Origin of the sequence: Mesorhizobium sp. LMG17149 (assembly GCF_024518695.1) — a bacterium.
Taxonomy (GTDB): Bacteria; Pseudomonadota; Alphaproteobacteria; order Rhizobiales; family Rhizobiaceae; genus Mesorhizobium.
On the sequence record NZ_JANIFL010000012.1, the window covers coordinates 16026 to 35873 of the forward strand.

The window sequence follows — 19848 nt, forward strand, 5'->3', positions numbered from 1 at the left end:
GTGCTCGACGTTTCTTGATGTCGGCGCGCTCCGCAGAGGACCCCACCCCCGGCCCACGGCCGGACCCTCCCCTCAAGGGGGAGGGGGACGCAGCGCCAAGGGAACAGCCATGACCATCACCGCAGCAACCCCCGCCCCGCCCCGCGCCCGCAGGGTCGCCAGCCGCCAACAATGGATCGGCCTGCTCTATGTCGCGCCGGCTGTCGCGCTGGTCGTCGTCTTTTTCCTGATCCCGCTCGGCATGACGGCGTGGATGTCGCTGCACAATTGGCCGCTGATGGGCGAGCACAGCTTTATCGGCCTCGGCAATTACGTCGCCATCCTGCGCGACACCAGGTTCTGGAACGCGCTGCGCTTCACCGCCTTCTACACGGTGATCGTCACCATCGCGATCTTCGTGGTGGCCTTTCCGCTGGCGCTGTTCGTCGAACGGCCGCGGCCGCTGACCAATCTCTACCGCACCATGTTCTTCATGCCGGCGGTTGTCGGTTTCGCCTCGGCCAGCCTGCTCTGGTCGTGGTTGCTGAATGTCGATTCCGGCCTGTTCAGCCCGGCCGCTTACGACCTCGGACTGATCGACAGGAAGTTCAACCTTCTGGCCACCTTCCAGCCGGCCTTCTGGTCGATCATCGCCATGGTCGTCTGGAAGGTCGCCGGCTTCACCATGATCATCCTGATGGCCGGCCTGCAATCGATCCCGCAGGACCTGCAGGAGGCGGCCGTCATCGACGGTGCCGGGCCTTTCGCCAGGTTCAGGGCGATCACCTTGCCGCTGATGCGCCGCACGCTGGCGCTGGCGCTGATCCTGTCGGTCGCCGGCTCGATCCTCGCCTTCGACCAGTTCTACATCATCCTGCGCGGCGGCCCGCGCAACCAGACGCTGACGGCGGTCTACTGGATCTTCAACCAGTCCTTCGTGTCGTTCAAGCTCGGCTATGGCGCGGCACTTTCCATGGTGCTGCTGGTCATCCTGGTGGCGCTCAGCCTCGTCCAGCTATGGTTGTTGCGCAAGCCGGAGGGTCTCGACTGATGGCGCAGGCCGCCTCCCGTAGCCGCCGGCTCCTGAGCCGCGTCGCAGAGCATTCTACCGGCATCGTCGCCTCGGTGCTGTTCGCCGCGCCGATTGTTTGGGCGGTGCTGTCGGCGTTCAAGCCGGCGGCCGAAGCACGCCTGCCGCCGCTGCCGCCCTGGCCGACATCAGGCTTCTCGCTGGAGAACTATGCCACGCTCAACAGCTTCGGCGACGGGCTGTGGGTCTCGGCGCAAAACAGCATCTATGTCTCGGTGATGACGGTCGTGCTGTCGGTCGCCGTCAGCGTGCTGGCCGGCTACGGCTTTTCGCGGTTCCGGTTTCCGTTCAAGGACCTGTTCTTCATCCTCATCCTGTCGACGATCATGATCCCGTTCCAGTCGATCCTGACGCCGATCTTCCTGGTGCTGACCAAGCTTGGCCTGCACAACACCCTGACCGGCCTGGTCGGCGTCTATGTGACGCTGCAACTGCCGTTCTCGATCTTCATGATGCGCAACGCCTTCGACGCGGTGCCGCGCGAGATCGAGGAGGCCGCCCGCATGGACGGCGCCAGCAATCTCACCATGCTTTTGAAAGTGATGCTGCCGCTGGTCTGGCCGGGCGTGGTCACCATCGCCCTGTTTGCCTTCCTCGGCGCCTGGAACGAATTCCTCGCCGCCCTCGTGCTGATGACCGACCAATCCAAGTTCACGCTGCCGGTGATGATGACCGCACTGCAGTCGGGCCGCTTCGGAGCCATCGACTGGGGCGCGGTGCAGGCGGGCGTCACCGTGATGATGGTGCCGTGCCTCATCCTCTTCCTGGCGCTGCAGCGCTTCTACATCCGCGGCCTGATGGCCGGGGCCGTCAAATAGAATGGAGTAAGTTCATGACCCCATCGCCATCCGCAAAAGGAAAACCGAAGCTCGCCTTCCGCCCGCTGCCGGTGCCGCAGGTCGACGTGCACGGCTTCTGGGGCGACCGCGCCGACGCTGTCGCCACACGCACCGCCGACATCCTCTACGAGCGCTGCGTCGAGGCCCGCATGCTGGAGCAGATCGATCCGGACCGCCCCTCGCCCGGCATAGTCATCCCCTTCCACTCGCCCTCCCCCGACGAAGCCGACCGCCAGGGCGCGGAATTCACCGGATCGACGGTGACCACGCAGATGTTCTGGGATTCCGATCTCGGCAAGACGATCGAGACCGCGGCCTATTCGCTTTACCGGCGCAAGAACCCCGAACTGGAGAAGAAGATCGATGCCGTCATCGACATGTATGGCAAGCTGCAGCAGGAGGACGGCTATCTCTCGAGCTGGTATCAGCGCATCCAGCCCGGCAAGCGCTGGACCAATCTGCGCGACTGCCACGAGCTCTATTGCGCCGGCCACCTGATCGAGGGCGCGGTCGCCTATTACCAGGCGACGGGAAAACGCAAGCTGCTCGACATCATGTGCCGCTATGCCGACCATATCGCGTCGGTGCTCGGCCCCGAGCCCGGCAAGAAGAAGGGCTATTGCGGACATGAGGAGATCGAGCTGGCGCTGGTCAAGCTGGCGCGGGTGACAGGCGAGCGGAAATACATGGAGCTGGCCAGATACTTCATCGACCAGCGCGGGCAGCAGCCGCATTATTTCGACGAGGAGGCCCGCGCCCGCGGCGCCGACCCGAAGGCCTATCATTTCAAGACCTATGAATACAGCCAGTCGCACATCCCGGTGCGCGAGCAGGACAAGGTCGTCGGCCACGCGGTCAGAGCGATGTACCTCTATTCCGGCATGGCCGACATCGCCACCGAATATGGCGATGACACGCTGCGGTCGGCGCTCGACCTTCTGTGGGACGATCTCACCACCAAGAGCCTCTATATCACCGGCGGGCTCGGGCCATCGGCGCACAATGAGGGGTTCACCAGCGACTATGACCTGCCCAACGAGAGCGCCTATGCCGAGACCTGTGCAGCGGTGGGCCTGGTGTTCTGGGCCAGCCGCATGCTCGGCATGGGGCCGAATGCGCGCTACGCCGACATGATGGAACGCGCCCTCTACAACGGTTCGATCTCGGGCCTGTCGCTCGACGGCTCGCTGTTTTTCTACGAGAATCCATTGGAAAGCCGGGGCAAGCACAACAGGTGGAAATGGCACCGCTGCCCGTGCTGCCCACCCAATATCGGGCGCATGGTCGCCTCGATCGGCAGCTATTTCTACAGCCTGGCCGACGACGCGTTGGCCATCCACCTCTATGGCGACTCGACCGCCCGTTTCGACATATCGGGCGTCCCGGTCGGCGTGACGCAGACGAGCCGCTACCCCTGGGACGGCGCCGTCGAGATCGCGCTCGAACCGCAGGCGCCGGTCGAATTCACCTTGCACCTGCGCATTCCAGCCTGGAGCGCCAGTGCCCAGTTGAAGGTGAACGGCGAGGCCATCAAGCTGGCTGAGATCACCAGCGACGGCTACGCCGCGATCAAACGGACATGGACGAATGGCGATGATGTCCGGCTCGATCTCGAAATGCCTATCGAGCGGCTTTATGCCAACCCGCAGGTGCGCCAGGATGCCGGCCGCGTCGCGCTGTCGCGCGGCCCGCTGATCTATTGCGTCGAGGCATCAGACAATGACAGCCAGCCGCATCGCCTGACGCTGCCGCGGACGGCCACCATCGAAGCGCAGCACCGGCCGGAACTTCTCGGCGGTGTGGTGACGCTGTCGACCGCGGCACTTGCCGATGCCGCCGACGGGTGGCGGGACGGGCTCTACAGGCCCGAGCCGCCGGCCACCGCCGAGACGCGCCTGACCGCCATTCCTTATTTCGCCTGGGACAACCGCGAGCCCGGCGAGATGCTGGTATGGCTCAGGGACGGGTGAGTTGTGATGTTAGCCCGATCTCTTCGGCCACCAGTTCCTGCAGCCGCCACAAATTGCGGTCGCGGATGCCGCAGGCTTCGAGGTGGCGGATCGTCTCGAAAAGATATTGCGCGCCCGAGCCCCAATGACCAACGGCTGTCACCAGCGTCGCCGCGATCGCCTGCTTGTCGAGGTTGCCGGCATAACGCGGATTGGCGGGATCGACGACGAAGCCAAGCGCGCGACATGGGCCGCCTTCGGTCCTGACCTGCAGCCAGCGCGGCACGTTGACGGCGGGCAGGATAGTCATTTCGCGGCGCAGGAGCGCTTCGAGGTTAGCCGCCACCGGTTCCGCGATCTCGAACACCATGCCCTGGCACTGGCCGCCGCGATCGAGCGCCATCATCAGGCCGGGCTGCTCGACCGTGCCGCGAAAACGCTGCACCGTGAAGCAGAACGAACGATGCCAACCGCTGGCCACCGCGCGTTCTCCGCCCCTCACCTCGCCGGCGGGCTTCCACAACAGCGAGCCATAGGCAAATAGTTTCAGCGGCCCGGCCGGAGCGCCGGCCAGCACCTCGTCGCGGATGCGCGCATAGTCGGCATCGGTCATGTGAACCATGCCCGGCGTCGGCCCGGCATCCTCGACAGCACGCATGGTGCGCGCGACCAACGCCTCGGTCAGCGCCATCGGCGTGTTGCGCGGGACCCTCGATGATGCGGTGGAAATGGCCTTGCTCATCTTCGCGCTCCCAGTCCTACCGCCATGTTGCCGAAGGCTGAAGGATTCTCAAGGGCCGTGCAGCCGAGATCGAGTGGCCGATGCCGCTCTTGCGTGATGCGTCTTGGAACGATGTTGCCGGCAAACTGTTCTGTTCCTTGCCGGAGGATGCCATGAACGACGCGTCGGCACAGCCCGCTGGCCCCGTCCTTTCATCGGCGGAGCGCGTCAACACGCTGTCCCATTTCCACCGCGCCGAGATCGCTCGCATGGCGGGATGGCGCGACCGGCTCGACCTGACGACCAATTGGGCAATCACGGTGGTGGCGGCGCTGCTTTCGGTATCGCTGTCGACGGCCAGTGCGCATCACGGCGTGCTGCTGTTCGCCATGCTGCTGATCCTGCTGCTGCTATGGATCGAGGCGCGCCGCTATCGGTTCTTCGATTTCTATCGGGCGCGCGTACGCCAGTTCGAGCGTCACTATTTCGCCCAGATCTTTTCCCCACAGCCCGACTTCGCCTCGGACTGGCTGCTCATCGTCGGCGAAGGCCTGCGCGCGCCGAAATTCCTGCTGTCGCAGCGCGTCGCGCTAGCCCGTCGGCTGCGGCGAAATTACATCTACCTGTTCCTGATCCTCTTGCTGGCCTGGGTGCTCAAGATATCCACACCCAGCCTTCAAACCGTAGGCGTCAGGACCGGCTTTGCCGGCTCGCTTCGCGAGGCGGTGGACAGCGCCGCCCTTGGCCCCGTTCCCGGTGTGGCGATCGTGGTTGTTGTGGCCGCATTCTATGTCGGGTTGCTTGCCATCGTCTTTTTCACGGCCGATGACGACGGCGAACTGTCCTTTGGCGACGTGCATGTTTGACGTTGATGTCCGGCGACACGCCGCTGCAATGTCAACGGCACCCTGCGGCGTTGACATGGTTGGTCCGCCGGGACGTTTGGGGACGGAAGACCCTGTCTTCGCGGCTAGATGCCGAAGAACTGCTTGCCAATCATGTAGCCCAGTGCCGCCACGACCAGCGGAAAAAGTGCCGGCGCGGCTTTGCCTAGAAGGGAGACCTGCTGGTCCTTCGCCGGCGTATGACGTGCATTGCCGAGATTCTTGGTCATTGCTTGCCTCGGGTTCGAAAGACTCATTAGCAAGCGCTGATTAACAGCATGGCCGCATTAACGGCCTGATAGGAAATCAACTCTGATCAGATGCAAATTCTAATGATCGGCACATGGACGGCAAAGACGCGCTGCCCTATTTAGCGCGTTCGAAGCATTGGCCGGGACGCGCGGCCGTTCGCGCCAATCGGTAAAACCGCGCCTGAACAATAAGATAGCTCAGGAACCCGATTTAGCAGATGACGCCAGATCCAGAGCCGCCTCGCCCGAGCCTGGTGTTGATAAGCGCTGGTCGAACGGCAGGCCCGCGGCGTACACAGGCCGCACGCTGTCAAAAAATTCGCAAACCAATGTCGGACTGGCCAGGCTTCGTCCGTCCTTGGGGTATCCAACAGGCATTGATGAAAGGATCCAGCTATGCCCGGCACCGTACGTTTGCACCGCGTCCTGACGACCAGCCCGGAAAAGGTCTATCGCGCCTTCGTTGAAGCGGACGCGCTGGCCAAGTGGCTTCCGCCAAACGGCTTCACCTGCACGGTCCATAGTTTGGAGGCAAAGGTCGGCGGCACGTTCAAGATGTCGTTCCGCAATTTCACCACGGGCGACAGCCACTCCTTCGGCGGCGAGTATCTCGAACTCGTTCCGGGCGAGCGCCTGCTCTACACCGACAGGTTCGACGATCCCAACCTGCCCGGCGAGATCCGGGTGACCGTGATCTTGAAAAAGGTGTCGGTCGGCACGGAAATCGACATCACCCAGGCCGGCATTCCGGACGTCATTCCGGTCGAGGCCTGCTATCTCGGCTGGCAGGAGTCGCTCAGAAACCTGGCAAAGCTCGTCGAACCCGAAATCAAGCAATAGGCTGGGGCCGGAAGAACGGGTCGTTTCTGGCCTGCCGAAGCGTGAGACTTGGACTGTGGCGGGAACTGCCCTTTGTCGCTAGCAATTCATCATCGACATCCCCTGTGACTGGACGTGTCAATGAAGAATGCAGCGGAGGCTGAAAAAGCATGACTCTGACCAACCGAGACATCATCGAGTTGACCGCGTGGCGGCGCCAGCTGCACCAGGCCCCGGAAATCTCGAATGAAGAGGAAAAGACGGCAAAGGAGGTCGTCGCCTTCCTCGCCGATACGGGGCCGGACAAGGTGCTGACACAACTCGGCGGGCATGGCGTCGCGGCCATATATGACAGCGGCAAAGCGGGGCCGACGGTGCTGTTCCGTTCGGAACTCGATGCCTTGCCTATCGAAGAACTTTCAGGCGTACCGCATTCGTCGCGCGTGCCGGGCAAGTCGCATATGTGCGGCCATGACGGACACACCACGATCCTGGCATCCCTCGGTCGTCAGTTGGGGCGCGAGAGGCCTGCAAGCGGCCGCGTCGTGCTGATGTTCCAGCCGGCGGAGGAAACCGGCAATGGCGCGGCCGGCGTCGTCGCCGATCCGCGCTTCGGCGAGATCGCTCCGGATTTCGCTTTCTCATTGCACAACCTGCCCGGCGTGCCGTTCGGCGAGGTGCGGCTCAAGCCCGGCGTGGTCAACTGTGCGTCACGCGGCATGCGCATCGTGCTGGAGGGCAAGACCGCCCATTCGTCCATGCCGGAGACCGGCATTTCGCCGATGCTGGCGATCAGTGAGCTGATGCCGGCGCTGCCGGCGCTCGGGCGCGGGACCTTCGCCGACGACGACTTCTCCATGCTGACGGTCACCCATGCCGCGATGGGCGAAGCCGTGTTCGGCATCTCGCCGGCTCACGCCGAGGTGTGGGCCACGCTGCGCACCCGGCGTGACGAGCGCATGGCAAACCTGTGCGCTGCTGCCGAAGCACTGGTCGCCAGGATCGCGGGCGAGCATCGCCTTTCCGTCCGCTGGGACTATCACGAGATCTTCGTCGCCAGCGTCAACGCGCCGGACGCGGTGGAGCATCTGCGGCGCGCACTTGATGAAGAGGGCGTCGCGCACGGCGAAGAAGCCCTGCCGATGCGCGCCTCTGAAGATTTCGGCCTGTTCGGCCACAGTGCCAAGTCGGCGATGTTCTTCCTCGGTGCAGGCGAGCGGCACCCTGCCTTGCACAATCCCGACTATGACTTTCCCGACGACCTGATCCCGATCGGGTCAAGGATCTTCATGCGCACGGCACGTAATTTGCTGGGCTGACCTCCGCCGACCCCAACACCGAAAGGAACACGCAATGCCAACGATGCCAAAGAACACGATTTGCCTCTGGTTCGACAAGGACGCCGAGGCTGCGGCTCGCTTCTACGCGGAGACCTTTCCCGACACCAGGGTGGGCGCCGTTCACCGTGCGCCGAGCGACTTTCCGTCCGGCAAGAAAGGCGACGTGTTGACGGTCGAATTTACCGTTGCCGGCATTCCCTGCATCGGATTGAACGGCGGCTCCACATTCAAGCAGAGCGAGGCCTTCTCGTTCCAGATCGCCACCGACGATCAGCAGGAAACCGACCGCTACTGGAACGCCATCGTCGGCAATGGCGGCCAGGAGAGCGCGTGCGGCTGGTGCAAGGACAAATGGGGCGTGTCCTGGCAAATCACGCCGCGCACGTTGACCGAGGCCATGGCGGCCGGCGGCGAGGAAGCCAAACGCGCCTTTGATGCAATGATGGAGATGACGAAGATCGACGTTGCGGCGATCGATGCAGCCCGGCGCGGCTGACCTCGATCGCAGCTGAGTTGCTATCGGACCTTGATGACGACCTTGCCCTTGGCACGTCCTGTTTCGACATAGGCCAGCGCCTCGTTGGTCGCCTCGAAGGGAAAGACCCGATCGACGACGGGGCGGATCGCGCCGGATTCGATGAGCGATGCGATCTTGCTCAACTGCTCGCCCTGCGCCCACATGAAGAGAAACGAGAACGTCACGCCACGGCGCTTGGCTCTCGCTCGAATACCGCGGCTCAGCAGGCGAAGCACCAGCCTCAGCACCATGTTCAGTCCCTTTTCCCTGGCGAAGTCCGGATCCGGTGGGCCGGAGATGGAGATGAGCTTGCCTCCCGGTTTCAGCACATTCAGTGACTTTTCAAGTGTCTTGGCGTCCTGGCTGTTCAAGACGACGTCGTAGCCCGACAGGACTTTTTCGAAATCGTCTTTCCTGTAGTCGACGACGACATCGGCGCCGAGCCCCTTGACCAGACCGGCACTCGCCGCGCTGGCGGTGGTCGCAACGGTCGCGCCGAGATGCTTTGCCAGTTGGATGGCGAATGTCCCCACGCCGCCGGATCCGGCTTGAATGAAGACCTTCTGTCCCCTCTTCAGGCTGGCCCTTTCGATGAGCACCTGCCAGGCGGTCAGGCCGACCAGCGGGATCGAGGCCGCCTCTTCCATGCTGAGGTTCCCGGGCTTCAGGGCCACGTCGGCTTCATCCATGGCTATGAACTCGGCGAACGTCCCGATCCGGCCATCGCGCGGCCGCGCATAGACGTCGTCGCCGAGTTTGAACTTGCGGACTTTCGATCCCACGCGGACAACCCTCCCGGCCACGTCGTGACCCAGGATGAACGGCCGGCGATAGGGCAGGATCAGCTTGAACTCTCCGGTTTTGACCTTGGAATCGAGCAGGTTCACCGCCGCGGCGTGGACCTCGACCAGGACATCGCTGTCCCCGAGTTTCGGCTCCGGCATTTCGGCCAGCCGCAGCGTGCCGTTCTTGCTGTATTTGTCGACGACGAATGCCTTCATGGCAGTGACTTTCTGAGAGATTGTTGATGTTCGGGACGAAAGCCGCCCGGTGAGAGGTGTCAGGCCTCGAGAAAGGCCAATGCTTTCGGAACGAAATTCGCGTGGTTCTGGAACACCCCGCCATGGCCGGCATCCGCATAGATCACCAATTGCGCCCCCGGAATGCGGCGGGCGAGATCGTGGGTATTGACGCTCGGCACCATCCTGTCGTGATCGCCATTTGCGATCAGCGCAGGGACGCGGATGGCGCTCAAATCTTGCGGCGCCTGTAGTCCATAAGCCTTCACCGCCCGGAGTTGCGCGCCGAACGCGCTAAGCGATATCGGCCTGTCGCGGTCGGCCTTGCGCTCTGTCAGCCGCTGCAGGAACGCCTTCGCGGCGCGGCTCCCGTTCACCGTTCTGGTGAAAAACAGATAGTATTTCGGATCCCGAAAAGTCAGCGCACCCTTGATCATGTCCACGATCGTCAGTGGCGTCATCTTGTCGATGCCTTGGCCGCCGGCCGGCCCGGTGCCGGCCAGGATGAGCTTGCGCACAAGCCCGGGCTCGGTCAGCACGATCTCCTGCGCCACGAAGCCGCCGAGTGAGAAACCGAAGAGATCGACTTGATCGAACCCCAGCGCCCGGACAAAGGCGACCGCATCCCGTGCCATCTCGGCGATGCGTGACGGCGTTTTGCCGCCTGAAGCACCAACGCCCCTGTTGTCGAAGGCAATCACCCACCGGGTCGCGGCGAGGCCATCGACGATGCGTGGATCGAAATTGTCCAGTTGAGCGCCGAGATGGTTCAGCAGGATTACCGGCACGCCCGTCCTTGGTCCGAGCTGCCGATAGACGAATGCCGTGCCGCCGACATCGACGGAGTGCGTTGGCGCGTCCTGGAACGATGCCCGTAAGTGGGGCGACCGCTTGAACCCATGTGTCATGCTTGGCACCTCCGCCTTGCGGGGGCTGGCCAATCGTGTTGTCGTTGCCAGTCGCATGTGCGTAAAATCCTCTGCTCGCTTTTGGTCAAACCGGCAGGCGGAACTGTTTGCGCAGGCTCTTGTCGAATATCCCCGCGGGAGCAAAGCGGCGCAGCAGACTGACCTGGCGCGCTGCCCTGCCGGCGGTGTAGCGCCGTTGCGGACGGGCATCGGTCGCTGCTTTGACGACCACCTGCGCCACCACTTCGGGCCGATCGGCTACGGGCATCACATCGCGAAGCAGCGCTTCCAGCGTAGCTCGAGCCTGATCGTATTCCTGCAACGGCGAATCCGGTTGGATCCCGTTCTGGTCGAAGACAGTGCGAACGAATGCCGGCTCGATGACCGAGACGCGGATATTGAAGGCACGAACCTCGTGGTCGAGCGATTCCGAATAGCCCTCGAGCGCGTGCTTGACCGCCGAATAATGCGCTGAATACGGCGCCGGCACCAGTCCCAGCACAGAGCCGATATTGACGATGCGCCCCTCGCCACGCCGCCGCATCGACGGCAGCACCGCATTGGTCATGCGAATGACGCCGAACAGATTGACGTCGAACAAGGCCTGCACCTGTGCAATCGAGAATTCCTCGGCGCCTCCAAGCTGGCCGACGCCGGCATTGTTGACCAAGAGGTCGATCCGGCCGGTCTGCGACAGCACCGTCGAAACGAGTGCGGCAACGGCCTCACCGTCGGTCACGTCGCAAACCAGCATGGTCACCCCGTCCGGGCCGTTGTCGGCCTTGCGCCGGCTGGTTCCGAAGACTGTGAACCCCGCCTTTGCCAGAGCCTCGGCACTGGCGCGGCCAATGCCCGAAGAGGCTCCCGTCACAACAGCGGTTTTTTCGGAATTCGCATTCATTTCGTGCTCCAAAATCATGAGGGCTAGCTTTTTTGCGCCCGTTGAATTACAGTCGTAATATCAGATTACACTCATAATGCAATAGCAGAAAGGAATAGCAGCCATGCGCTACGAAAAGGGCCGGAAGGACGCCTCGCGCGGACGGATCCTGGAGGTCGCGGCAGAACGCTTTCGCGGCGACGGCATCGCCGCGTCCGGACTGGCGACCATCATGGGCGACGCCGGGCTTACGAACGGCGCCTTCTATCCGCACTTTCAATCCAAGGCGCAGCTTGTCCGCGAAAGCGTGGCGGCGGCGATGGAGCTTCAGGCGCAGCAACTGGCGGAAGCATTGGCTTCGGGCGTGGAGATGGCCATCGGCACGTATCTGTCGGCCGAGCACCGGGACAATCCCGGAAAGGGCTGCGCGTCAGCCGCGCTGCTGCCGGAGCTCGCCCGTCAGCCGCCTGAGACGCGTGAAGCCTATACAGACCACCTGCTGGCTTTGGTGCGCCAGTTGGCGCAAGCGCTACCGCAGGCCAAGGATCCGGAGGGCGTGGCGCTGGCTGTCTTCGCAACGCTCCTCGGCACGCTGCAAATGGCCCGCGCCGTGGGCGGAACGGAATTGTCCGATCGCATCCTCTCGGTGGGGAAAGATGCGGCGAAGACGCTGATCGAGCAGCGTTAGCGCTCCAGGAAGCTGACAGTGAGGAACATGCCGGGCGCGGATAGCCGATCCGTCAGATCTTCCGGCTGGCCAGCAGCCTTGTCAGCCAGTCCGGATTCATTTCCGGAACAGAGGACAAAAGCCGTTCGGTATAGGCCGCGTGCGGTGGCGTGAGAACTTCGCTCTTCAATCCCTGCTCGACGACTTTGCCGCGGTGCATGACGACGATTTCGTCGGCTATCGCGCGCACGGTAGCAATGTCATGGGTAATGAAGATGTAGCTCATTCCGAGTTCACGTTGGAGACGTATGAGAAGCTTGAGAATTTCCTCTTGGACGATCTGGTCGAGCGCGGACGTGATCTCGTCGCAGATGATAAGCTCCGGATCGGCAGCCAACGCCCGGGCAATGCAGACGCGCTGTTTTTGGCCACCCGACAGCTCGCCAGGCAGGCGTTCCAGAAAATCTTCGCTCATCTCGACCATGTGCATGAGTTCGCCGATCCGGCGATCCCTCCGCGCGCCCTTAAGGCCGAGGTAGAATTCGAGCGGCCGAGCTATGACTTCTTCGACCGTTTGGCGCGGATTCAGGGCGTTGTCGGGCATCTGATAAATCATCTGTATGCGGCGCAGGACCTCTTTCGGCCGCGTCTTCAGGCTCGTGGGAAGAAGCTGGCCGGCAAAAGAAATCGAACCTGAAATTGGCGGCAAAAGGCCGGTGACGACTCGAGCGAGCGTCGATTTCCCCGAACCGGATTCGCCGACCACAGCCACGGTTCTTCCGCGCGGAACCTTGATGGAGACATCCTGGAGCACCTTGACCTTTCCTGCATAGGCCGCGGTAACGTTGTCTATCGTCAGCAGATAGTCATCGGCTGGAACTTCGGGCTTGGCGAGCTTGCGTACGGCCCACAGCGTTTTTGTATATTCCTGGCTGGGCGAGGCCAGCATCTGGCGTGTGTCTGCCTCCTCCACGGTACGTCCGTGGCGCAGAACCATGATACGATCCGCCATTTGCGCCACCACCGCCAGGTCATGCGTCACATAGATTGCAGCGGTGCTGAATTCCTCCACGATGTTGCGAATGGAAGCTAGAACTTCAACCTGCGTGGTCACATCGAGCGCCGTTGTTGGCTCGTCGAATATTATGAGGTCCGGACGACAAGCCATTGCCATCGCTGTCATTGCCCGTTGCAACTGCCCGCCGGAGACCTGATGAGGATAACGAAAGCCTATGGTCTCCGGTTCTGGGAGTTGAAGGCGTCGATAAAGATCGACGGCGCTCCGGTTCGCCTCTTCCCGGCCAGCAAGTCCATGCGCCACCGCGGTTTCGACGGTTTGTTCCAAGAGCCGATGTGCCGGATTGAAAGAGGCAGCCGCGCTTTGCGCGACATAGGCAATGCGGGAGCCCCTGAGGCGACGGCGCCCTTTTTCATTGACTGCCAGAAGATCAATCCCGTCGAACAGGACCGAGCCTTGCGTGATCCGGCAGCCCGGCTTGGCATAACCCATTGCGGCAAGGCCAATGGTGGACTTGCCGGCGCCTGACTCTCCGATCAGCCCAAGAACCTGGCCCCGCTTCAGCGTCAGATCGATCCCGTGGACAATGGGATGCCACCGCTCATCCGAGAACCCCTCCACATGCAGATTGCGGATTTGAAGCAGATCCTTTCCTTTTTCGCGTGGGCCTGGGCCGCTACTTTTCATCCCGCAACCCGCTTGTTGCGTGCAGGAACCAGTCCACAACGAAATTCACGGACACCGTAAGGAGAGCAATCGCGCCGGCCGGAAGTAGCGGGGTGACATCGCCGTAGGTGATCAGGGTCGCGTTCTCGCGCACCATTGATCCCCAATCGGCCGTCGGCGGCTGAATACCGACGCCGAGAAACGACAGCGCCGCGACTGTCAGGAACACGAAGCAGAATCGCAAGCCGAACTCGGCGACCAGTGGCGGCATGACATTGGGAAGTATTTCCTTGGCGATGATCCATTTCGGTCCCTCGCCGCGCAATCGTGCCACCTCGACATATTCCATCACCGCCACGTTAAGCCCGACGGCGCGAGAAAGCCGAAAGACCCGGGTGGAATCGAGAAGCGCAATGATGACAATCAGGCTGGTGAGCGACGAGCCGAAGATCGTCAGCAGCACCAGCGCGAAGATCAGACTCGGGATTGACATCAGCACGTCCACCGCACGCGACAAGATCTGGTCGAGCCACCCCCTGTACAATGCGGCAAGAAGGCCGAGCGAGACGCCGACCGCGAAGGACAGCAACGTGGTCGCGACCGCGATAGCGATGGTGTTGCGCGCACCGTAGATCAAGCGGGTGAGCATGTCGCGGCCGAGCTGATCGGTTCCCAGTTTGAACTCCTGGCTCCACGGCGCGAAGGCTTCGCTGAAAACCTGCGTCTCGCCATATGGGGCTATCCAGTGCGCTAAGACCGCAACAAAGACGTAGCCGAGGATCACGACGATGCCGAACCATGCGCTGAACGGTGCCTTCTTCAGCGCAGTTTTCGCCCGGGTGGCACGCGAGCGCCTCAGCCTTTGAACCGCCGCGACAGATTCGGATCTGGTCATCGCGGGTGCAAGAGCCTGGGATTGGTGGCGATGGAAATAATGTCGGCCAGCAGGTTGAGAAGGATGTAAGTCGCGGCGAAAATCAGGGCGCAGGCCTGGACAACCGGAACATCCCTGGATTTCACCGCGTCAACCATCAGCTGGCCGATGCCGGGGTAGACGAAAACGACCTCGACCACGACCACTCCGACGATGAGATACGCCAGGTTGAACGCCACCACAGTGACGATCGGAGCCCAGGCATTGGGCAGGGCATGCCTCAGCACGATCACCATCGGGGACATTCCCTTGAGGCGCGCCATATCGATATAGGGGCTTGCCAGCATGTTGATGATAGCCGCTCGGGTCATGCGCATCATGTGGGCCACGATTACGAGCGTAAGCGTGATTGCCGGCAGGGCGACTTTCCAGAGATGCTCCCAAAATGGCGTCTGATCGTTCACATTCGACAATGTCGGAAATTTGGGAACCGCATTGAGCATCCAGTTCAGCAAGACAGTGAGCCAATGAGGCAGCGTTTGAGCGAAATCGGATCCGATGAACGTGTCGCGCGAGATCACCAGGTAGGCGAGCATATAGGCGACGAAAAATTCCGGGAATGAAATGGTTGTCAGTGTCGCGACATTCACCAGCCGGTCGAACCAGCCGTTGCGGTACAGCGCAGCCAGAATGCCAAGCCCCAAGGCCAGAGGAACAGCTATCAGCGCAGTCACCGCTGCAAGGAACATTGTGTTGTAGAGGCGTGGTGCGATGATCTCGGCCACGGTACGCCGATATCCGGTGCGGCTCGCAAACGAAGAGCCGAAATCGCCATGGAGCATCTGGGCGACCCAAACGAAGTAGCGCTCGACAGGCGGACGATCGATGCCGATTTCCCGCTGGAACGCGGCGACCGTTTCGGGCGTCGCCGATTGCCCGAGCGTGGCCTTGGCGAAGTCGCCTGGAAGCATTGCGATCGCAGAGAAGATAATGATGGACACGATGAACAAAGTGACCAGGCCGAGGCCAAGGCGCTGCAGGACCGTTCTTGCGACGGGGTTCATGTGCGTGGCGTTTCCCTTTGGGCGGCAGCCCTGCACTCGGAGCCAGCTGACCGGAGCCTCAAAACCATCGCGGCTCCGGCCCGCCATCTCATGCCGTGGCGATCCACCAGCGTTCGGCCATTTTCAGTCCATCGTTCTCCCAATTGGGCGCCACATCACCGTGTGCGAGCTTTTTGGATTGGGCGCTGACGAAATTGTTGAAGACCAGCACGATGCTGCCGCCGTCATCGTGGGTTAACTGCTGCATCTCGGCATACATCGCCGCTCGCTTGGCCTCGTCCGTCTCGGCGCGCGCCTGGACAAGCAGTTCGTTGAAATGGGGATTTTTCCAGAAGGACTCATTCCAACTGGAGTCGGCGGCGAAGGCTTGCGTGAACATCCAGTCGGCCGTGGCCCGACCGCTCCAATAGGAAGCGCACCAGGGTTTCTTCAGCCAGACATTGTCCCAATAAGCGTCCTCGGCCTCACGCACGACATTGACGTCGATGCCGCATTGGGCTGCCGTTTCGCGAATGAGCGAAGCCGCGTCCACGGCGCCGGCAAAAGCGGCATCGGCGACCGAGAGGTCCACCTTCAGGTTCTCCATTCCTGCCTTTTTCAGGTAGTGCTTGGCTTTTTCCGGATCGAAGCCGTGTTGCGGTTGCGGATCCTTGGCGAATTTGATGGCCGGCGCGATCGGGTTGTCGTTGGCCACAGTGGCGTGGCCAAGAAAGATCTTGTCGACGATTTCTTGGCGATTGATCGCCCATTTCAATGCCATTCGCACGTCCGGATTATCAAATGGCGCCATCGTGACATTCATCGGCAAGGTATAGTGCCCATAACCAGTGACTTCGACGATCTCCACCTTGGGATTGCGTTTCAACATGCCGAGGGTCTTCAGGTCGGCGCGGCCGATATAGTCCACCTCCCCCGTGGACAGCGCCGCCATGCGAGCGGCAAGATCCGTGATGGCGATGAACTCCACCTCATCGAGATAGGGCTTGCCGTTCTTGAAGTAGTTTGGATTGCGCTTGAGCTTGGCCGAAACGCCGGGCTGGAAATTCTCGACGACGAAAGCACCGGTGCGAACGCCTGAAGCCCAATCCGCCTTGCCATCCTTGGCCGGCATGATGACCAGATGGTAGTCACTCATAATGTAAGGGAAATCGGCGTTGCCGCTCTTGAGCGTGAAAACCACCGTTTCCGGGCCATCCGCCTTGATGTCGGCGACGGAGTCCAACAGCGATTTCGCCGCCGATTTGGTGTCCTTGCCCATGTGATATTGCAAGGAGGTCACGACGTCATCCGCCGTCACGGTCTTGCCGTTGTGAAAGGTTGCGCCTTTGCGCAGCTTGAAGGCCCAGGTTTTGGCTCCATCCGAAGTTTCAAAGCTCTCGGCGAGGTCCGGTTGGACATTGCCTTTGGCGTCGACCTCAGTGAGGCTGTTGGACAGCGAGCCCGAAAATGCGGTTTGTGTGAACGTGTCGGGGTAGCCGGCCGGATCGATCGAATCCGTCGTCGCGCCATGAGCCATGCCGAGCTTGGCGAAGCCGCCCTGCATTGGTTCGGCCCGCGCCGTGCTCACGAACAGCCGGTCGGCGGCGGCAACGGTCAGGCCCGCGGCCAGCCCAAGATGAATGAAGTCGCGGCGGGAAACCTTGCCGCCTCCGATCAGGCTTTGCGCGATACCAAGCTTGTATTCAGATTCTGACATTTGACTCTCCCATTGCGGAGTTCTCCGCGTTATTTCTCGTCAAGCACCGGCGAACAAATCTGCTTATCGGCTCCCGCCACCTTTCCTTCGAATTTTTCCAATCCCAATCGGCTTGCGCCAATCAGGCCGTCACGTAGATGCCGCCGGCTTCGACGGTGACTGGAAATGTGCGCGCGCGAACGGACGGATCGACCAAGGCCGCGCCTGACTTGATGTCGAACTCCCAGCCGTGCCAGGCGCATCGAACGATCTCGTTTTCGCGATGATAGATGAATTGCGCCTGTTCAACGGGCGCGGTTGTGCCGCATTGCGGCCCCTCGCAAAGCGGAGCGCCGCGGTGCGGACAGACATTCAGCAGCGCGTGGAATGAATCTCCGATGCGGAAAATCCCGACCGAAAGGCTGCGGATCTTGGCGATGAACGGAGACCCTGTTTCGATCTCGTCGACGCGGCAGATATATGTCTTCTCGGGCATCGTATGCTTCCTCAGGCGGCATTCGCGGCTTGCGCGCGGGGGATGCGTTTGTAGACTTCCAGCGCGTTCAGTCCCATGATCTTGCTCCTCCAGGCAGGAGGGATTTGCAGCGTGTTGGCATCGTCGTAATCCCAGTGCGGATAATCCGATGCAAACATCAGCGTGTTTTCTCCGTCCATCGCTTCGAGCGTGGACCAGAGATGTTGGATGTTTGCAGGCTGCTCCAGCGGCTGCGTGGAAAAGCGGATGTTGCGCCGGCAATATTCAGACGGCAGCATCTTCAGCCATGGCGTCTCCTTGCGCAGCGCTTTGTAATCAGCGTCCAGGCGCCAAAGGACCGACGGAACCCAGGCGACGCCGCATTCGATGATCACGAAGTAGAGGTCCGGCCATTTCTCGAAGACGCCATGGGCGATCATGCTTGCCACGTGCGACATCGCCGACATGTGCAGAATGGCATGCGTTTCCCAGAAGAATGTTGTCGGGGCGGGAGCAATGGCAGTTGAATTCACGCCGCCATGCCCGCCCAGATGAATGGCGAATGGCAACCCCACTTCCGCGCAGGCTTCGTAGATCGGATGGTAAAACGGGTCGCCATACGGCTTGACGGACCCCTGGGAGGCGAGAACCTGGACCATGCGCGGATGACTGCCAAGACGGCGTATCTCGGCGGCAGCGAGCTTCGGATCCTGTGGCGCGATGATGATCGAGCCCATGAAACGATCGTCTTTCGGCAACCACTGATCGATCTGATAATCGTTGTAAGCGCTGACCAGAGCGCTGGCATAGTAAGGGTTAGCCAGGGTCGACGCCTCGATAGGCTCATCGCCGGTCAGGATCGCCACGTCGACCTTGTATTTGTCGAGGTGCTTCTCTTTCATGATGAGATAGTTGTCGGCTTCCGTTTTCGGACGGATGTCCTTGCGGGAGAAGTCCTGCGGGTGGAACCAGGGCCGATGGCCATGCGGAAAGGCGCCAACGGGACCTGTTTTCTCGCCCTCGATGAACATGTCTTTCCACAAGCCGGAGAGATAGGGCTCCAACACGGTGGCGCTTGACCAGTAATTATGACAGTCGCAGTCGACTATGAACACTTCTTCCGCTCCGTATCCGTATCTCGTCCCGGCGGCGCTGCCGGCCGTTGATCTGCTGCAGCTTCCGCCTTGAGTATTGTTTGATCAAGCTTATGATACGTGGAATATGATCGAGTTTTTCGATTGGAGATTTCATGCAACTTGATCACATCGAGACCTTTCTCGACATCATCGAATCGAGAAACTTCAATCGCACCGCGGATCGGCTGGGATTGACCCAGTCGACGATCAGCACCCGCATCAAGAACCTCGAGAGCGCAATCGGGTCCGAACTGTTCCAGCGCGGACGCGCCGGGGCGGAGCCGACCGCCGCAGGGCGCCGGTTCGAAGCTTATGCAAGATCCTTGCTGTCCACATGGTCGCAGGCTCGCCACGATGTCCGGGCGTTCAATCGTTTCGAAGGCACCTTGCGCGTCGCCGCGCAGGTCGGGATGACCCGCTCGGTTTTGCCGGGTTGGGTGGAGACGCTGTGTCAGGCTCTTCCCAAATCGTCGATCCATGTCGAGTCGGATTATTCAAACCAGATGGTCAGCGACCTGAGCATGGGAAATCTCGATATTGCAGTGCTTTATGCCCCGCGATACCTACCCGAAATCTCCTATGAGCATTTGATGGTTGAGGAATATGTGATGGTTTCCACGGTGGCCAGAACCCTCTCCGAGGTCGATCCCGAAACCTACATTCGTCCGGGCTATACGGTCCTGCTGGAGAAGGCCCATGCCGAATTGCTCGGCGAGTTGGCGATCTGTCGCCTTTCCATGGGATCGGAAACCTTGGCGGAGATGATGCTACGGCGCACGGGCGGCACCTGCTATATGAGAAGTGACGATGCGCGCAGGTTCGCCCTCGAACGCCCATCGTTCATCGTCGAAGGCGCTCCGACGCTGCATCAGCCGGTCCACACGGCCATCCTGGCGCGCCGCAAACACGAACCGATCATCCGCAAGGGAATCCGCGCCCTTCACGTTGCCGTGATGTCACTGGATATGTAATCGAAATAATCGATCATAACTCGGGAGGGATGCTTCTGTTGCGGGAGGCCTGGAACTGGCATCTTGGGTTCGACTTCGAACCGAGATGAATGATGAACGCACACGT

20 protein-coding genes are annotated in these 19848 nt (G+C 61.4%); 9 read left to right on the plus strand and 11 right to left on the minus strand.

Annotation, left to right across the window (positions count from 1 at the left end; genetic code table 11):
- Positions 1-109 precede the first annotated feature (109 nt).
- From NP945_RS25290 to NP945_RS25300, 3 genes are read left to right on the plus strand one after another with little or no spacing between them, the layout of a single operon-like run.
- Complete coding sequence (locus NP945_RS25290) at positions 110-1030, plus strand: carbohydrate ABC transporter permease (RefSeq protein ID WP_127381884.1); 921 nt, start codon at positions 110-112, stop codon at positions 1028-1030.
- Positions 1030-1887 (plus strand): carbohydrate ABC transporter permease, encoded by an 858-nt coding sequence (locus NP945_RS25295; protein WP_127272570.1) that lies wholly within the window; start codon positions 1030-1032, stop codon positions 1885-1887. The genes NP945_RS25290 and NP945_RS25295 overlap by 1 nt, the downstream gene beginning before the upstream one ends.
- 14 nt (positions 1888-1901) lie before the next feature.
- Positions 1902-3878, plus strand: coding sequence for a glycoside hydrolase family 127 protein (locus NP945_RS25300; RefSeq protein ID WP_256747865.1), 1977 nt, complete (start codon positions 1902-1904; stop codon positions 3876-3878).
- Here NP945_RS25300 and NP945_RS25305 read toward each other — a convergent pair.
- A complete protein-coding gene (locus NP945_RS25305; RefSeq protein WP_127322398.1) occupies positions 3865-4599 on the minus strand; it encodes a gamma-glutamylcyclotransferase in 735 nt (244 codons plus the stop codon). The genes NP945_RS25300 and NP945_RS25305 overlap by 14 nt on opposite strands.
- Positions 4600-4751: 152 nt before the next feature.
- Here NP945_RS25305 and NP945_RS25310 point away from each other — a divergent pair, with 152 nt between their 5' ends.
- Entirely contained in the window at positions 4752-5444 is a 693-nt protein-coding gene (locus NP945_RS25310; RefSeq protein ID WP_256747866.1) for a DUF2270 domain-containing protein, read from the plus strand.
- 104 nt (positions 5445-5548) lie between these two features.
- On the opposite strand, the gene NP945_RS25315 is transcribed toward NP945_RS25310, so the two are convergent.
- Positions 5549-5692: a hypothetical protein gene (locus tag NP945_RS25315; protein ID WP_023809352.1), complete on the minus strand. Its 144-nt coding sequence runs from the start codon at positions 5690-5692 to the stop codon at positions 5549-5551.
- Positions 5693-6109: 417 nt separating this feature from the next.
- Here NP945_RS25315 and NP945_RS25320 point away from each other — a divergent pair, with 417 nt between their 5' ends.
- The 3 genes from NP945_RS25320 (at position 6110) to NP945_RS25330 (ending at position 8368) form a co-directional block, all read left to right on the plus strand.
- A complete protein-coding gene (locus NP945_RS25320; RefSeq protein ID WP_256747867.1) occupies positions 6110-6553 on the plus strand; it encodes an SRPBCC family protein in 444 nt (147 codons plus the stop codon).
- Positions 6554-6702: 149 nt separating this feature from the next.
- The gene (locus NP945_RS25325) at positions 6703-7851 is read left to right on the plus strand and encodes an amidohydrolase (protein ID WP_256747868.1); all 1149 of its coding nucleotides are present in this window, start codon (positions 6703-6705) and stop codon (positions 7849-7851) included.
- A 43-nt stretch (positions 7852-7894) separates the two neighbouring features.
- Positions 7895-8368 (plus strand): VOC family protein, encoded by a 474-nt coding sequence (locus tag NP945_RS25330; protein ID WP_174800353.1) that lies wholly within the window; start codon positions 7895-7897, stop codon positions 8366-8368.
- A gap of 20 nt (positions 8369-8388) precedes the next feature.
- Here NP945_RS25330 and NP945_RS25335 read toward each other — a convergent pair whose 3' ends face one another.
- The 3 genes from NP945_RS25335 to NP945_RS25345 form a co-directional block, all read right to left on the minus strand.
- Positions 8389-9390 (minus strand): NADP-dependent oxidoreductase, encoded by a 1002-nt coding sequence (locus NP945_RS25335; RefSeq protein WP_256747869.1) that lies wholly within the window; start codon positions 9388-9390, stop codon positions 8389-8391.
- Between the two features lie 59 nt (positions 9391-9449).
- Positions 9450-10316, minus strand: coding sequence for an alpha/beta fold hydrolase (locus NP945_RS25340; protein WP_256747870.1), 867 nt, complete (start codon positions 10314-10316; stop codon positions 9450-9452).
- Positions 10317-10401: 85 nt separating this feature from the next.
- A complete protein-coding gene (locus tag NP945_RS25345; RefSeq protein WP_127395716.1) occupies positions 10402-11217 on the minus strand; it encodes an oxidoreductase in 816 nt (271 codons plus the stop codon).
- Between the two features lie 103 nt (positions 11218-11320).
- On the opposite strand from NP945_RS25345, the gene NP945_RS25350 reads away from it, so the two are divergent.
- Positions 11321-11884: a TetR/AcrR family transcriptional regulator gene (locus NP945_RS25350; RefSeq protein ID WP_256747871.1), complete on the plus strand. Its 564-nt coding sequence runs from the start codon at positions 11321-11323 to the stop codon at positions 11882-11884.
- Between the two features lie 52 nt (positions 11885-11936).
- Here the strand turns inward: NP945_RS25350 and NP945_RS25355 are convergent, their stop codons facing one another.
- The 6 genes from NP945_RS25355 to NP945_RS25380 all read right to left on the minus strand — a co-directional run bounded on the left by NP945_RS25355 (position 11937) and on the right by NP945_RS25380 (position 18750).
- The gene (locus tag NP945_RS25355; RefSeq protein ID WP_256747872.1) at positions 11937-13568 is read right to left on the minus strand and encodes an ABC transporter ATP-binding protein; all 1632 of its coding nucleotides are present in this window, start codon (positions 13566-13568) and stop codon (positions 11937-11939) included.
- Complete coding sequence (locus tag NP945_RS25360; protein WP_256747873.1) at positions 13558-14442, minus strand: ABC transporter permease; 885 nt, start codon at positions 14440-14442, stop codon at positions 13558-13560. The genes NP945_RS25355 and NP945_RS25360 overlap by 11 nt, the downstream gene beginning before the upstream one ends.
- A complete protein-coding gene (locus tag NP945_RS25365; protein WP_127395714.1) occupies positions 14439-15485 on the minus strand; it encodes an ABC transporter permease in 1047 nt (348 codons plus the stop codon). Before NP945_RS25365 ends, NP945_RS25360 begins: the two co-directional genes overlap by 4 nt.
- Positions 15486-15573: 88 nt before the next feature.
- A complete protein-coding gene (locus tag NP945_RS25370; RefSeq protein WP_256747874.1) occupies positions 15574-17181 on the minus strand; it encodes an ABC transporter substrate-binding protein in 1608 nt (535 codons plus the stop codon).
- A gap of 121 nt (positions 17182-17302) precedes the next feature.
- Positions 17303-17656 carry a Rieske (2Fe-2S) protein gene (locus NP945_RS25375; protein WP_023809364.1) on the minus strand — a complete coding sequence of 118 codons (354 nt, stop codon included), beginning with the start codon at positions 17654-17656 and terminating at the stop codon, positions 17303-17305.
- An 11-nt stretch (positions 17657-17667) separates the two neighbouring features.
- Positions 17668-18750 (minus strand): amidohydrolase family protein, encoded by a 1083-nt coding sequence (locus NP945_RS25380; protein ID WP_127381872.1) that lies wholly within the window; start codon positions 18748-18750, stop codon positions 17668-17670.
- 134 nt (positions 18751-18884) lie between these two features.
- On the opposite strand from NP945_RS25380, the gene NP945_RS25385 reads away from it, so the two are divergent.
- Positions 18885-19742, plus strand: a complete 858-nt coding sequence (locus NP945_RS25385; protein WP_023809366.1) for a LysR family transcriptional regulator — start codon at positions 18885-18887, stop codon at positions 19740-19742.
- Positions 19743-19848 lie beyond the last annotated feature (106 nt).

Bases quoted from the DNA above. Each gene is read 5' to 3' on its own strand.
- NP945_RS25290 (WP_127381884.1), top strand. From the start codon at position 110: ATGACCATCACCGCAGCAACCCCCGCCCCGCCCCGCGCCCGCAGGGTC.
- NP945_RS25295 (WP_127272570.1), top strand. From the start codon at position 1,030: ATGGCGCAGGCCGCCTCCCGTAGCCGCCGGCTCCTGAGCCGCGTCGCA.
- NP945_RS25300 (WP_256747865.1), top strand. From the start codon at position 1,902: ATGACCCCATCGCCATCCGCAAAAGGAAAACCGAAGCTCGCCTTCCGC.
- NP945_RS25305 (WP_127322398.1), bottom strand. From the start codon at position 4,599: ATGAGCAAGGCCATTTCCACCGCATCATCGAGGGTCCCGCGCAACACG.
- NP945_RS25310 (WP_256747866.1), top strand. From the start codon at position 4,752: ATGAACGACGCGTCGGCACAGCCCGCTGGCCCCGTCCTTTCATCGGCG.
- NP945_RS25315 (WP_023809352.1), bottom strand. From the start codon at position 5,692: ATGACCAAGAATCTCGGCAATGCACGTCATACGCCGGCGAAGGACCAG.
- NP945_RS25320 (WP_256747867.1), top strand. From the start codon at position 6,110: ATGCCCGGCACCGTACGTTTGCACCGCGTCCTGACGACCAGCCCGGAA.
- NP945_RS25325 (WP_256747868.1), top strand. From the start codon at position 6,703: ATGACTCTGACCAACCGAGACATCATCGAGTTGACCGCGTGGCGGCGC.
- NP945_RS25330 (WP_174800353.1), top strand. From the start codon at position 7,895: ATGCCAAAGAACACGATTTGCCTCTGGTTCGACAAGGACGCCGAGGCT.
- NP945_RS25335 (WP_256747869.1), bottom strand. From the start codon at position 9,390: ATGAAGGCATTCGTCGTCGACAAATACAGCAAGAACGGCACGCTGCGG.
- NP945_RS25340 (WP_256747870.1), bottom strand. From the start codon at position 10,316: ATGACACATGGGTTCAAGCGGTCGCCCCACTTACGGGCATCGTTCCAG.
- NP945_RS25345 (WP_127395716.1), bottom strand. From the start codon at position 11,217: ATGAATGCGAATTCCGAAAAAACCGCTGTTGTGACGGGAGCCTCTTCG.
- NP945_RS25350 (WP_256747871.1), top strand. From the start codon at position 11,321: ATGCGCTACGAAAAGGGCCGGAAGGACGCCTCGCGCGGACGGATCCTG.
- NP945_RS25355 (WP_256747872.1), bottom strand. From the start codon at position 13,568: ATGAAAAGTAGCGGCCCAGGCCCACGCGAAAAAGGAAAGGATCTGCTT.
- NP945_RS25360 (WP_256747873.1), bottom strand. From the start codon at position 14,442: ATGACCAGATCCGAATCTGTCGCGGCGGTTCAAAGGCTGAGGCGCTCG.
- NP945_RS25365 (WP_127395714.1), bottom strand. From the start codon at position 15,485: ATGAACCCCGTCGCAAGAACGGTCCTGCAGCGCCTTGGCCTCGGCCTG.
- NP945_RS25370 (WP_256747874.1), bottom strand. From the start codon at position 17,181: ATGTCAGAATCTGAATACAAGCTTGGTATCGCGCAAAGCCTGATCGGA.
- NP945_RS25375 (WP_023809364.1), bottom strand. From the start codon at position 17,656: ATGCCCGAGAAGACATATATCTGCCGCGTCGACGAGATCGAAACAGGG.
- NP945_RS25385 (WP_023809366.1), top strand. From the start codon at position 18,885: ATGCAACTTGATCACATCGAGACCTTTCTCGACATCATCGAATCGAGA.